This is a genomic window from Bradyrhizobium forestalis, from assembly GCF_002795245.1.
Taxonomy (GTDB): domain Bacteria; phylum Pseudomonadota; class Alphaproteobacteria; order Rhizobiales; family Xanthobacteraceae; genus Bradyrhizobium; species Bradyrhizobium forestalis.
In genome coordinates, this window is sequence record NZ_PGVG01000077.1 from 1 (window position 1) to 13,069 (window position 13,069).

A 13,069-nucleotide genomic window follows, 5' to 3' on the forward strand; every position below is an offset into this window, starting at 1 on the left:
GAGATCTAGTCAGATCGCGCTCATTCGGCGCCGACTCACCCGAAAAGCCTCAGGGGCGCCGACTCCAACCCATCGGCTGCAAAACCTCCGGGCAAAAGAATCATTCTCACCCTCTGAGGAGCCCGCCTAAGCGGGCGTCTCGAAGGATGGCCGCCGGGAAAAGCTCGCAAATGCGATAGCCCTGCTGCGCACAGTTAGAGGAGCGCAGACGGTCTGAGGAACCATCACCGCAAGCGCGAGTTGGCCGGCCGGGCGGGGTGAAAGTCACACGAGGCCAACCGTGCAAGACGACGTGCGCGTGCGCTCCACCGCGCAGATCGCGGGTCACCCGATCCATCCGATGCTGGTGCCGATCCCGATCGTGTGCTTCATCGGGGCGCTGCTGACCGACATCGCCTATGTCGCCAGCGCCGAGATCATGTGGGCGAATTTTTCGGCCTGGCTGCTGCTCGCCGGCGTCATCTTCGGCGTGCTGGCAGCGATCGCGGGCCTGACCGATTTCCTCGGTAACCGGCTGGTGCGGGCGCAGACACCGGCCTGGCCGCATCTGATCGGCAATGCGGCGGCGCTGATCCTGGCGATCTTCAACCTGATGATCCACATGCGCGATGCCTGGACCTCGGTGTGGCCGAGCGGGCTCGTTCTGTCCGCGATCACCGTGCTGATCCTGCCCGTCACCGGCTGGCTCGGCTGGGCCATGGTCTATCGCCACGGTGTGGGAGTTGCGCGATGAAGCTCTTGTCTGCCCACGCGCTGTTGTGCTCGTCGCTGCTGTGTCTGGCCGGCTGCAATGACGGCAGCGGCGACCCCAAGGCGCAAGTGGGCGCCAACCCGACACTTCCCGACATCCAGCAATATCTGCTGCCGCCGGTCCACATCGCTCGTATTGTTGGCTGGAAGAAGGACGAGACGCCGACGGTCGCGCAAGGCTTGCAGGCCAAGGCCTTTGCCACGGGCTTGCAGCACCCGCGTTTCCTCTACGTTCTTCCCAATGGTGACGTGCTCGTGGTGGAATCCAAAGCGCCGAAGGGCGCCCCGATCAAGCGGCCCAAAGAGATCGTGATGGGTTTCGTCGAGTTCTGGGCGACCTCCGGCGGCGACAGCGGCGAGAGCAACCGCATCACGCTGCTGCGCGACAGCAATGGCGACGGCGTGCCGGAGACGCAGAGCGTCCTCCTCGATCATCTCAACTCCCCGTTCGGCGTCGCGCGGGTCGGCAACGATCTCTACGTCGCCAACACCGATGCCATCGTCCGATATCCCTACACGGAAGGGGATACGAAGATCACCGAGCCGGGCACGGTGCTGACGCCGCTGCCGGGCGGTCCGATCAACCATCATTGGACCAAGAGCCTGGTGGCGAGCCCCGACGGCTCGAAGCTCTATGCCGGCGTCGGCTCCAACAGCAACATCACCGAGAACGGCATGGAGGCCGAGCACAACCGCGCCGCGATCCTGGAGGTCGACCGCACCAGCGGCCGTTGGCGCGTGTTCGCAAGCGGCCTGCGCAATCCCAACGGCCTCAGCTTCGAGCCGCAGACCGGCGCGCTGTGGACGGTGGTGAACGAGCGCGACGAGCTCGGGCCCGATCTCGTGCCCGACTACATGACCTCGGTGAAGAACGGCGGCTTCTACGGCTGGCCCTACAGCTATTTCGGTCAGCACATCGATCCCCGCGTCAAGCCGGAGCGGCCTGATCTCGTCGCCAAGGCGATCGTGCCCGATTATGCGCTGAGCTCGCATGTCGCCCCGCTCGGGCTCGCCTTCAACACCGGCACAGGTCTTCCGGCCGCCTATCGCGGCGGCGCCTTTGTCGGTGAGCACGGCAGTTGGAACAGGCAGCTGCTCAACGGCTACAAGGTCGTGTTCGTGCCGTTCACGGACGGCAAGCCGAGCGGCCCGGCGCAGGACGTCGTCACGGGCTTTCTCAACGGCGACAACCAGGCGCGCGGTCGCCCCGTCGGTGTCGCCATCGACAAGACCGGCGCGCTGCTGGTCGCCGACGACAGCGGCAACACCGTCTGGCGGGTGAGTGCGGCGCATCCGCAGCTGACGCAACGTTAAGCCCGGCACAGCGTTGAGAGTTCAGGCGAGTTTTTGAACCGCAAATCAGGAGTAGGACAATGGGTCTCGCTCAATACGCCATCGTGCCGGTGCAGGACGAATGGGGCGTGCTGCATGACGGCGACGTCAAGAGCCGGTACGCCACCAAGGAAGCCGCATTCGAGTCGGCGGTGGCCGCGGCATCCCTGGCCCTCCGTGAGGGGCATGAAGTCCATGTCAGCGTGCCCGGCCGTGAAGCCGGCGAGAACGCGCTGGGTGTGTAGAGCTGGGCGCAGACATGGCGTTCGAGAGAAGGAGGCCGCGATGACCAAGCCCCGTGAGCCCAATGGTGTCGAGCCATCCCGCTCCGAGGACGACATCCAGCGCGACCAGCTCGGACCGCGCGGCGTGCCGGATGCGCCGGACCCGGCCAAAATGACGCCCCAGCGCGACAAGAAGACGCCGAAACATATTGATCCCGGCCACACGTCTTGAGGCGTTGGCGAGCAGGCTCTCAGCTCTTTGAATGGGCGCTCGTCACTTCGCAGCGTTACGCGCTGGTCGGCTTACGCGACTGCTGCGATATCGGTCTTTGCAAAGTCATCACCAACATAGAGCAGCGCGCAGCCGTGCGCCTTGGCGACATCGTAGGCGAAACAATCGCCAAAGTTGAGGCCGGCAGAATGGTTGCCTTTGCCCCACCGTGCGTAGATCTGCGCCACGCGTTCGGCGGATGCTTGGGTCACCGAGATCACGTTCAAGCCGAGATTTGCGATCAGACTCTTCATCTCTTCGTACACGCCGCGACGCGCCGCGACGATCAGGCTCTCCGCAGCGGTGGCGGCCGAAATCAGGATTTCGTCCGCGGTCTCCAGCGCAGCGATGCAGGCATCGGCTTGCGGCTCGTCGAGCACGATCGCCACGAGTGCCGACGTGTCGACTGCGATCATTCCGGCAGTCCATCGTCGCCAAAGAGAAAGTCTTGACTGCGCGCTGCATCCGGGCCGGGAAGAGCCTTGACTGCGCCGCTCTTGCGTGCGGCCTCGAGCACCGCGCGCCGGGTCGCACGGTCCGGCGGAAGCTTGATCGGAACGAGCCGCACCGCAGGATGTCCATGTCGCGTCAAGATCACCTCGTCGCCGGCTTCTGCACGACGGACAAGGTCGGTCAGCTGTCCCTTGGCCTCAGTAACGGAGACCCGCATCTCATTGCTCCTCCTTACGTTTCCATAAAATGGACCAGAGCATGGTCTATGTCAATCGGGCGGCTGTTCCGCTCTGCAGGTAAGGCCTCAGGCCATTCGGAACTGACATTCCTCGATTCTGCGATCTGCCGCTAAGAGTGTGAGCCGGCGCAATCTGCGCCAGGCGGGCAGGCGACGTTTGGAATGCAATTCTTGAAATCTGACGGCAGGCTGATCGGCGTCCTGCTGGTGCTCGCGATCACGCAGCTGGTCGGCTGGGGCACGATCGGGCTTCCCGCCATCGTCGGGCGCGATCTCGCCGCCGATCTCGGCATGAGCCTGCCGGCGGTGTTCGCCGGCACGTCCGTTCTCTACGTCTCGATGGGGCTGTGCGGTCCGTTGCTCGCCAAGTCGTTTGCGCGGCATGGCGCGCGGACGGTCATGATGTCAGGCACGATCATCACTGCGCCGGGCTTTGTGCTGCTGTCGCTCGCGCGCGAGCCGATGCTGTATTTCGCCGCGTGGATCGTGCTCGGCATCGCCGGCAGCGCCACGCTGTCGACCGGCGCCTATATCATGCTGAACGAGATCGCGGGGCGGCAGGCCAAGAACGCGATCGGCGCGCTCATGCTGGTGACGGGCCTGTCCAGCAGCATCTTCTGGCCGACAACCTCGTTCCTGAGCGGTCACCTCGGTTGGCGGGGGACGTGCCTCGTCTACGCGGCGATGATGCTCGTCGTCAGCCTCCCGCTCTATGCATTTTGCGCGCCGCGCCGGCAGATCGCAAAGGATGATGGCGCCGAGCCGGCCAGGCGGTCGCCGCCGCCTGCGATCCCAAGGAGCACGTTCGGCCTCGTCGTCGCCGCGATCACGCTGAACGCTTTCGTCAATTTTGGCATCAGCGCCATCCTGATCGAGCTCTTGCGGGCAGAGGGGCTGGCGCCGGCTCAGGCGCTGGCGTTCGGCTCGATGCTGGGCGTGATCCAGGTCAGCGCCCGCGGGCTGGATTTCCTCGGCGGCGGGCGGTGGGACGGGATCACAACCGGGCTCGTCGCGGGCACCGCATTGCCGATGGCCATGCTGTTGCTGATGATGAGCGAGGGCGCCACCTGGGCGGTCGCGGTCTTCATCCTGCTCTATGGCGCCGGCAGCGGCGCGATGGCGGTGGCGCGGGCGACGATCCCGCTCGTGTTCTACGACCAGGCCGAGTTCGCCAAGGCGATGTCGATGATCGCGCTGCCGCTCAATCTGGCCTCCGCCATCTCGCCGCCGCTCCTCGTCGGCCTGCTCACCGCGTTCGGCAGCCGCGGTGCGCTCGGTCTCACCTTCGTCTTCTCCTGCGCCACGGTGTTGATTTTGGTCCTGCTTGGCCGGCGGCGGCCGCGGGCGGTTGCGGCTGGGGCGACCTGAGCCCGTCGAGGCGATATTCGCGGCGCGGAAAGTTGCGAGCAGCAATTGGCGCCGTTTGCCCGGCAGGAGATGGCCGTATGCCGCCAGTGCAGTGCTCAGGGCGCGAAAATGGTGGTATCCGCAGGGAGCGCAGCCTGCGATCTCGCCGCCGCGCCAAAATCAGCTCTAAGATTCAGTTCCCCGGAGGAAATCGACATGTCGGCTTTGCCGCTCTCAGGCATCAAGATCCTTGACCTCACCCGTGTGCTCGCCGGACCCCTGTCGGCCCAGATGCTGGGCGATCTCGGCGCGGAGGTGATCAAGATCGAGCGGCCGGGCACCGGCGACGACGCGCGCGCCTTCGGCCCGCCTTACCTGAGCGATCCCGAGGGCAAGGCCAACAACAACAATTCGTTCTATCTCTGCGCCAACCGCAACAAGAAGTCGGTCACGGTCAACATCGCCAAGCCGGAAGGGCAGGCGATCATCCGCGAGCTCGCCAAGGATGCCGACGTCTTCATGGAGAACTACAAGGTCGGTGATCTCAAGCGCTACGGCCTCGACTACGAGACCATCAAGGCGATCAATCCCGGCATCATCTATTGCTCGGTGACCGGCTTCGGCCAGACCGGCCCCTATGCACCGCGTGCCGGCTACGACGCCATCCTGCAGGCGATGGGCGGGCTGATGAGCGTCACCGGCCATATCGACGGCGAACCTGGCGAGGGCCCGATGAAGGTCGGTCCGTCGATCGTCGATTACATGACCGGCATGAACGCCTCGATCGGGATTCTCTCGGCGCTCTACCATCGCGACGCCAATGGCGGGCAGGGACAGCACATCGACGTCTGCCTGTTCGATACCGTCATCGCATCCTTGTCGCACTGGCTGCAGATCTATCTCGTCAACGGCAAGACGCCGCCGCGCCGCGGCACCTGGGGCAATGGCGGCATGCCGGCCGGCGTGTTCCGCTGCGCCGACGGCGAGTTGATGCTGGTGGTCGGCAATGACGGCCAGTTTCAGCGCACCTGCGCCGTGCTAGGCGAGCCCGAACTCGCCAATGACAAGCGCTTCATCAAGAACAACGACCGCGTCGTGCACGGCAAGGAGATCATGGCGATCTTCGCCGGCCTGTTCCTGAAGCAGCCGGTGGCCTACTGGCTGGAAAAGCTGGAGGAGGCCGGTGTGCCGTCAGGTCCGATCAACAATTTCGAGCAGGTGTTTTCCGATCCGCACGTCCAGTCGCGCGGCATGCGGGTGAAGGTCAACCATCCCTTCCAGCCCGATCTGTCCCTGGTCCGCAACGCGCTGACTTTGTCGGAAACCCCGATCAAGGACTACCGCGCGCCGCCGCTTCTGGGCGAGCACACACAGGAGGTGCTCGGCGGCAAGCTCGGCTATGATGCGGGCAAGATCGAGCAGCTGAAGCAGCAGGGGATCATCTAGGTTACGAAGCGGCGCGCGGCCTTTCCCGCTCCCTTGTCGGCTCACGAGGGCAGGAGGAGCACGCACTTTCGTGTCCCGGACGCGCTGCAGCGTGCAACGCTGCGGCGCCGAGCCGGGACCCATGCGGCAGAGACTTGTCGCGGAGAGAGGGGCTCAGCAACGCACCGCTGTAGAAGCGCTGCGCTACGTCCGGGGCACGAGACCTCACGAACGGATAAGGCAGCAGGCGACCAGAGGACGCGCGCGCCATGCTGGGCCTTGCCTGAAGCTTGTCCGCAATCCCCAGATAACCCCGGTCCGTAGTCGCACAGGCTTCCGTTCCGCGCGAGACTCTGCTTCGATCTGCCCAATTGAGTGCGGGAGGGAAGCGAATGTCCTACACGATCGGGTTCCAGGCCAAGGACCAGAAGGCCATTCTGGCGACCGAGGCGGCGACCGCCAATCAGGCCGTCGCCATCATCGCCGCGCTGCGGCAGAGCGCCGACGAAATAAAGTTCATCCGCTCACCGCAGGAGGGCGAGATGGGCATCGAGATGCTGCTGCTGCTCGCCAAGGAAGAGGCCGAGGAGATGCCGCAGCAGGCGTAAGCCTGGCCATCGCGTAACACCCGGAATTCCGAGTCTTCCCGCCGCGGGAGTTGACCCGCGTCGGCTTTCGAGTGGGCTCACTGATCAGCGCGCATCCCGCGCCAGCGCGCGCGACGGCGCCTTCGCCTCGGCCTTTCCCGCCGTCAGCGCCATCGTAGCCACGCTCACCACCCGCGCGACCACGTCCTCGACGTCGTCGAGGTCGCACTTGCCTTCCGACAGCTTCGTCAGCCGCTCGCTCTCGCGGATGGTGTGGTGCGCCATCGCGAGTGCGAAGTTGAGGCCCCAATAGACATCGACGTCGCTGCGCTCGGGCAGGGACCTGCGCATCGCGCCGGCGAATTTGCGTAAATGGTCGATCTCGCGGTTCTTGATGCGGCGGATCGGCGGCACGGATTCGATCGAGGCGCGGATCATGAAGCGCGCCGCGGTCGAGCGCTGGTTCTCAGGCCCGAGGCAGCCGCGCAAGGTCGGCCCCACCAGCGCGCGCAGGATCACCTCGATCGGCGCACGGCCGCCGCCTTGCTCCTCCGCCGCCTTCAATTCGCGCAGGCGCTCGCGGTTGGTGGCGATCGAGCGCGTGACGAACAGTTCCGCGATCAATTCATCCTTCGAGCCGAAATGATAATTCACCGCGGCCAAATTGACATTGGCCTCCGCGACGATGTCGCGCAGCGTCACGTCACTGAACCCGCGATCGGCATAGAGCCGTTCGGCGGCAGCGAGAATGGCAGACCTCGTATGATCGCTGGCCATGAGAGCCCTCAGGGAGGGGAGTTGCAATTCAAACAGTTGTATGAAACTATCGTTTGAAGGCCGGGAAAGTCAATCCGCAATCGGGACTCATTCGCAACAGAGATGGGGTTCCGGTGTGCTCCACAGTTCGCGTATTCGCGCTTGCGGGCCGCGCGCGGCGGGAGGACAGTCCGGCGCAAAAAGGACTAGCGAGAGAGAAACGAGGAGCGTCCCATGGACTTCGATATGTCGCCCAAGCAGAAGGAATGGCTCGACCGTGTGCGGTCCTTCATGGCCAAGCACGTGCGCCCGGCGGTGCCGATCTACGATCAGCAGGACAAGAGCGGTGACCGCTGGAAGGTGATTCCGATCCTCGAGGACCTCAAGAAGAAGGCGAAGGCCGAAGGCCTCTGGAACATGTTCATGCCGCCGAGCGAGCATGAGGACGACGAATTCCGCGGCGCGGGACTGACCAATCTCGAATACGCGCTGCTGTCGGAAGAGATGGGCCGCATCACCTGGGCTTCGGAGGTGTTCAACTGCTCGGCGCCCGACACCGGCAACATGGAAGTGTTCATCCGCTACGGCACCAAGGAGCAGAAGCGCAAATGGCTGCGTCCGCTGATGGACGGCGAGATCCGCTCCGCCTTCCTGATGACGGAACCGGCGGTCGCCTCGTCCGACGCCACCAACATCGAGACCCGGATCGAGCGCGACGGCGACCATTACGTCATCAACGGCCGCAAATGGTGGTCGTCCGGCGTCGGCGATCCCCGCTGCAAGATCGCGATCCTGATGGGCAAGACCGATTTCAAGGCGGCCAAGCACCAGCAGCAGTCGCAGATCCTGGTTCCGCTCGACACATCGGGCATCAAGGTCGAGAAGATGCTGCCGGTGTTCGGCTTCGACGACGCACCGCACGGCCACGCCCAGGTGCTGCTCGAGAACGTGCGGGTGCCGAAGGAGAACATGCTGTTAGGGGAAGGCCGCGGCTTCGAGATCGCGCAGGGCCGTCTCGGTCCGGGCCGTATCCATCACTGCATGCGCACCATCGGCAAGGCCGAGGAGGCGCTGGAGAAGATGGTGAAGCGTCTCGCCTCGCGCACCGCGTTCGGCAAGAAGATCGTCGAGCACAGCGTGTGGGAGCAGCGCATCGGCGAAGCCCGTACCAACATCGAGATGACGCGTCTGCTGTGCCTCAAGGCGGCCGACATGATGGACAAGGTCGGCAACAAGACCGCTCAGGCCGAGATCGCCATGATCAAGGTCGCAGCGCCCAACATGGCGCTGAAGATCATCGACGAGGCGATCCAGGCGTTTGGCGGTGCAGGCGTGTCGGACGAGGCGGGCCTAGCCAAGGACTACGCCCACATCCGCACGCTCCGTCTCGCCGACGGTCCGGACGAGGTGCACAACCGCGCCATTGCCAGGCTCGAACTTCGGAAGTATGCAAACTCCCCAAGTCATTAAGCAAGTCACCAAGAGGGAGTGCCGGACGGCGCTCCCGACTTGAAGAAGCGACAGGCATGATGAGGTGACCGCTTGACGCAAGTGCGCCAGCGGTTACCCATTAGGATCATGCTCGACCTGAAATGGTCAGGACTGAGAGGGAGCGTCATCGTGGCTGACGGCGTCAGAAAGGACGAAGAGTTTTCGGGCACCAAGCCCGTCGAGGAGCGGCATCGTTTCGACGAGCTGCGCCTGGAAGCCTGGATGCGCGAGCACGTCGAAGGCTTTGCAGGCCCGCTGGTGGTGCTCCAGTTCAAGGGCGGCCAGTCCAACCCGACCTATCGCCTCAACACGCCGAAGCGTTCCTACGTGATGCGCCGCAAGCCGTTCGGCAAGCTGCTGCCGTCGGCGCATGCGGTCGATCGCGAATATCGCGTCATTGCAGCGCTGGGAAAGCAGGGCTTTCCGGTCGCGCGTGCCTATGCGCTGTGCCAGGACGACAGCGTCATTGGTGCCGCCTTCTACATCATGTCGATGGAGGAGGGCCGCGTGTTCTGGGATCCGACGCTGCCGAGCCAGGAGCCGGACGCGCGCCGAAAGATCTTCACCAGCAAGATCGAGACGCTGGCGAAGCTCCACATGTTCGATCCCGTTGCAATCGGGCTCGGCGACTTCGGCAAGCCCGGCAACTACTTTGCGCGGCAGATCGACCGCTGGACCAAGCAGTACCGGGCGTCCGAGACCCAGCACATTCCGGAGTTCGAGAAGGTCGCCGAATGGCTGCCGAAGACCGTGCCGGAGCAGGCGCGCGTCTCGATCGTCCACGGCGACTACCGCCTCGACAACATGATTTTCCACGCGACGGAACCGCGCGTGCAGGCCGTGCTGGACTGGGAGCTATCGACGCTCGGCGATCCCATGGCCGACTTCACCTATCTGCTCATGCAGTGGATCATGCCGGGCCTGCAGGGCGTCGACCTCAAGGCGCTCAACATTCCGAGCCTGGAAGAGGCGGCGCAGATCTACTGCAACGTCACCAGGATGAGCGTCCCGGACCTGAACTGGTATTTCTCCTACAACCTGTTCCGCCTCGCGGGCATCACCCAAGGCATCGCAGGCCGCATCCGCGACGGCACCGCCGCCAACGCCAAGGCGCTCGAATCCGCCAAGCGCACCGTGCCGCTGTCGCAGGCGTCATGGCACTACGCACAGAAGGCGGGCGCGACGTAGAAATGACGAAGGCGCGGCCGATGGGGCCGCGCCTTTTTGCTTTCGGGGTTCGTCATTCCCACACAATCAGTGTCATTGCCCGCGAAAGCGGCAATCCAGTATTCCAGAGGCCGTAATGCTTGAAATGAGAAGCTGCGGCGTACTGGATGCCCCGGTCCCGTCTCCGCCAAGGCTACGCCGGGGCCACAAAAGGTGCTCGGCCCGCCGGAGCTTTAGCGAAGGCGGCAAGCCGGGGCATGACACCGATGATGAGGCGAGCTCCTGCCGTCCGTCATTGCGAGCGAAGCGAAGCAATCCAATCCAGAATCGTTCCGCAGCGACAGTCTGGATTGGCTTCGTCGCAAGAGCTCCTCGCAATGACGAGGAGGGTAGGTTAGTTTGTCCCACGGGGAGTCCATGCATGATCGATCTCGCCACGTTGATGACCTATATCCTCATCGTGCTTGGCTTTGTCTTCATTCCGGGACCAGCCACACTCCTGACAATGGCGCGAGCCGCCAGTTCCGGAACGAAGGTCGGAATCGCCACAGGTGCCGGAATCGCGGCAGGAGACCTGGTGCATACGGCGTTCGCGATCGTGGGGCTCTCGGCGATCATCGCCACATCGGCCATGCTGTTCAGCATCGTCAAATATGCGGGCGCAGGCTTCCTGATCTACCTGGGCATTCGCGCGATGCTGGAAAAAGCTTCGCCGGGGATCACCGGCCCGACCTCGGCGATCACGGCGGCTCACGCATTCCGGCAGGCGATCGTAACCGAGGTGTTGAACCCGAAGACTGCGCTCTTCTTCCTCGCCTTCCTGCCGCAATTCGTCCGGCCGGATAACGGCCCGGTGGTGCTTCAGCTTGCAACTCTGGGAATCGTGTTCGTGCTGCTCGGCCTCGTCAGCACCATCGTGTTCGCCGTGGGTGCGGGGCGTCTCGGTCAGCTCCTCCGCCGCCATCCGGCCATTGTCAGGTGGCAAGGCAAGGTGGTCGGCGCAATCTACTGTGCGGTTGGGGTTCGACTGGCGTTGCAGGAGCGCTGACTTCTAGGACCCGGTAAGCACAGCGATATACGGCCCTACGGTCTCGCATGTCGCTGCGCTCATGCGGGCTACGACATCTCTCGTAGGGTGGCAAAAGCGCGCAGCGCTGTACCCACCATCTCTCCGCGATCGCGGTAACAGTGGTGGGCACGCTTCGCTTTGCCCACTCTACGGCAACGTCGCTCACCCCTTCGTGCAATGCACGATCAGCCTCTCCACAAACCCTGCGCATTTCTCCAGCTCCGCCATCTCCACGAACTCGTCCGGCGTATGCGCCTGCGCGATCGAGCCCGGGCCGATCACGACCGAGGGGATGTCCGCGATGCTGGCGAACAGGCTCGCCTCGGTGCCGAAGGCGACCTTGGCGTGGTCGTTGCGGCCCGCAAGGCTTTTGGCCAACGTGACGATCGCCGCATCGGCCGCGGTGTCGAGCGCGGGATAGTCGAGAATTTCCTCGAAATCGATGCCGCAGTCCGGATGTCTCGCTTTCATCGCGGGCTCGAGCTCGGCCTTGGCCCAGGCGACGATCGCATCCGTGACCTCCCTGGATTCGGTGATGCCGATGCCGCGGCATTCGAAATCGACCGTGCAAGTGTCGGGCACGATGTTCAGTGCGGCGCCGCCATGCACGATGCTGGTGAGCAGCGTCGAATGCGGAACGTCGTAGAGGCTGTCGGTCGATCGCGCGGCCGCGAGCGCCACCGCGCGGCGGCGGATCTCGGTGATCAGCTCGGCCGCATATTCGATCGCGTTGACCCCCTCGGGCGCGATCGAGGAATGGCGCGCGAGCCCATGGAACGTGGCGCGCACGCCGTGCTTGCCCTTGTGGCCGACGATCACCTTCATCTCGGTCGGTTCGCCGATGAAGGCACCGAGCGGCCTGACCTTTTTCTTCGCGACCTCGCGCAGCATCGGCCGCACGCCGACGCAGCCGGTCTCCTCGTCATAGGAGATCGCCAGATGAATCGGCGTCCTGAGCCTGGCCTCCACCATCTCCGGCACCATGGCAAGGCACACCGCGACGAAGCCCTTCATGTCGGTGGTGCCGCGGCCGTACAGCTTGCCGTCGCGCTCCACCAGCTTGAACGGATCGTGGCTCCAATCCTGACCCACGACGGGCACCACGTCGGTATGGCCCGATAGCACGAAGCCCGGCCGGTCCTGCGGCCCGATCGTGACCCAGAGCGAAGCCTTCTCGCCGGTCGTATCGACGATGCGCTCGCCCTTGATGCCGAATGTGGCGAGGTAGCTTTCGATATGGGCAATCAGGGGCAGGTTGGTGCGGTCGCTGACGGTGTCGAAGCCGATGAGGTCGGCGAGGAGTTTGCGGATGCGATCGGGTCTTGAGCTTGGCATTGTCACCGTCTTGTCAGGGATGAAGGATCAGCTGCTTGCATGAACCATACCAATGTGATGGATGGTCGAGCAAATCAACACAGCCCCGTAGCCCGGGTGAGCGGAGCGATACCCGGGACAGCTCGTGCCGCGAATCCCGGATGTTGCTTCGCTCATCCGGGCTACAAGAGCTTGCGTTGCCTGTCGGGCAAAACATGCCAGCGATGGGTCAACGCCTGTCGCCGAAAATATTCCACTTTACCGAAATTCGGAAATATCGTATGTCTCCTCGCACTCCGGCCCAAGGAAGAGGGGCGTATCGCGATCGTCACGAACGCGGGCCGGGCGGCGGTGGACGCAGGTGACATCGGCGCGAAAAGCTTCGCAGGGCAGGCGACTGTGAGCGAAGACCTCGCGCCAACGACGGGTGTGATCGGCGTACGGCAAAATCGTGTGGTCCTGGCGCCCGGGGTCTGTGCGCCAAGTCTTGTGGTGATGTGTGCTGTCCGACCGGATAGGCGCATCAGCCATCCGCAAGGCGACGGGGGCAATAGTGCATCGCTCCCCGGGGAGCAACTGTGCTGAAGTAGACCGCCGATCGGCCGGCCTCAAGGCTGGCGCTGGACGCGCCACCGCCTTTGGCGG

14 protein-coding genes are annotated in these 13,069 nt (G+C 64.2%); 10 read left to right on the top strand and 4 right to left on the bottom strand.

Going from position 1 to position 13,069, the window contains the following annotated elements; all coding sequences use genetic code 11:
* Window positions 1–280: 280 nt before the first annotated feature.
* From CVM73_RS37860 to CVM73_RS40590, 4 genes are read left to right on the top strand one after another with little or no spacing between them, the layout of a single operon-like run.
* On the top strand, window positions 281–733 hold the full coding sequence (locus CVM73_RS37860; protein ID WP_100236808.1) for a DUF2231 domain-containing protein: 453 nt from the start codon (window positions 281–283) through the stop codon (window positions 731–733).
* Complete coding sequence (locus CVM73_RS37865) at window positions 730–2,064, top strand: PQQ-dependent sugar dehydrogenase (protein WP_100236809.1); 1,335 nt, start codon at window positions 730–732, stop codon at window positions 2,062–2,064. The genes CVM73_RS37860 and CVM73_RS37865 overlap by 4 nt, the downstream gene beginning before the upstream one ends.
* Before the next feature lie 59 nt (window positions 2,065–2,123).
* Window positions 2,124–2,327, top strand: coding sequence for a hypothetical protein (locus CVM73_RS37870; RefSeq protein ID WP_027576884.1), 204 nt, complete (start codon window positions 2,124–2,126; stop codon window positions 2,325–2,327).
* 40 nt (window positions 2,328–2,367) lie between these two features.
* Entirely contained in the window at window positions 2,368–2,538 is a 171-nt protein-coding gene (locus CVM73_RS40590) for a hypothetical protein (protein WP_167407297.1), read from the top strand.
* A 71-nt stretch (window positions 2,539–2,609) separates the two neighbouring features.
* On the opposite strand, the gene CVM73_RS37875 is transcribed toward CVM73_RS40590, so the two are convergent.
* Both CVM73_RS37875 and CVM73_RS37880 read right to left on the bottom strand, forming a co-directional pair.
* Window positions 2,610–2,993, bottom strand: a complete 384-nt coding sequence (locus tag CVM73_RS37875) for a type II toxin-antitoxin system VapC family toxin (RefSeq protein WP_100236810.1) — start codon at window positions 2,991–2,993, stop codon at window positions 2,610–2,612.
* On the bottom strand, window positions 2,990–3,247 hold the full coding sequence (locus CVM73_RS37880; protein ID WP_100236811.1) for a type II toxin-antitoxin system Phd/YefM family antitoxin: 258 nt from the start codon (window positions 3,245–3,247) through the stop codon (window positions 2,990–2,992). Before CVM73_RS37880 ends, CVM73_RS37875 begins: the two co-directional genes overlap by 4 nt.
* A gap of 183 nt (window positions 3,248–3,430) precedes the next feature.
* Between CVM73_RS37880 and CVM73_RS37885 the strand changes: the two genes are divergently transcribed.
* From CVM73_RS37885 to CVM73_RS37895, 3 genes are all read left to right on the top strand, one after another.
* Window positions 3,431–4,636 carry an MFS transporter gene (locus tag CVM73_RS37885; RefSeq protein ID WP_100236812.1) on the top strand — a complete coding sequence of 402 codons (1,206 nt, stop codon included), beginning with the start codon at window positions 3,431–3,433 and terminating at the stop codon, window positions 4,634–4,636.
* Window positions 4,637–4,831: 195 nt separating this feature from the next.
* Window positions 4,832–6,061 (top strand): CaiB/BaiF CoA transferase family protein, encoded by a 1,230-nt coding sequence (locus CVM73_RS37890; RefSeq protein ID WP_100236813.1) that lies wholly within the window; start codon window positions 4,832–4,834, stop codon window positions 6,059–6,061.
* A 371-nt stretch (window positions 6,062–6,432) separates the two neighbouring features.
* Entirely contained in the window at window positions 6,433–6,648 is a 216-nt protein-coding gene (locus tag CVM73_RS37895) for a hypothetical protein (RefSeq protein ID WP_028181115.1), read from the top strand.
* An 84-nt stretch (window positions 6,649–6,732) separates the two neighbouring features.
* Here CVM73_RS37895 and CVM73_RS37900 read toward each other — a convergent pair whose 3' ends face one another.
* The gene (locus tag CVM73_RS37900) at window positions 6,733–7,404 is read right to left on the bottom strand and encodes a TetR/AcrR family transcriptional regulator (protein ID WP_100236814.1); all 672 of its coding nucleotides are present in this window, start codon (window positions 7,402–7,404) and stop codon (window positions 6,733–6,735) included.
* Between the two features lie 213 nt (window positions 7,405–7,617).
* Between CVM73_RS37900 and CVM73_RS37905 the strand changes: the two genes are divergently transcribed.
* The 3 genes from CVM73_RS37905 to CVM73_RS37915 all read left to right on the top strand — a co-directional run bounded on the left by CVM73_RS37905 (window position 7,618) and on the right by CVM73_RS37915 (window position 11,089).
* Entirely contained in the window at window positions 7,618–8,853 is a 1,236-nt protein-coding gene (locus CVM73_RS37905) for an acyl-CoA dehydrogenase family protein (RefSeq protein WP_100236815.1), read from the top strand.
* A gap of 150 nt (window positions 8,854–9,003) precedes the next feature.
* Entirely contained in the window at window positions 9,004–10,062 is a 1,059-nt protein-coding gene (locus CVM73_RS37910; RefSeq protein ID WP_100236818.1) for a phosphotransferase family protein, read from the top strand.
* Window positions 10,063–10,462: 400 nt separating this feature from the next.
* Window positions 10,463–11,089 (top strand): LysE family translocator, encoded by a 627-nt coding sequence (locus CVM73_RS37915; RefSeq protein ID WP_100236816.1) that lies wholly within the window; start codon window positions 10,463–10,465, stop codon window positions 11,087–11,089.
* Between the two features lie 183 nt (window positions 11,090–11,272).
* Here CVM73_RS37915 and argE read toward each other — a convergent pair whose 3' ends face one another.
* Entirely contained in the window at window positions 11,273–12,445 is a 1,173-nt protein-coding gene (gene argE, locus CVM73_RS37920; RefSeq protein ID WP_100236817.1) for an acetylornithine deacetylase, read from the bottom strand.
* Between the last annotated feature and the right edge of the window lie 624 nt (window positions 12,446–13,069).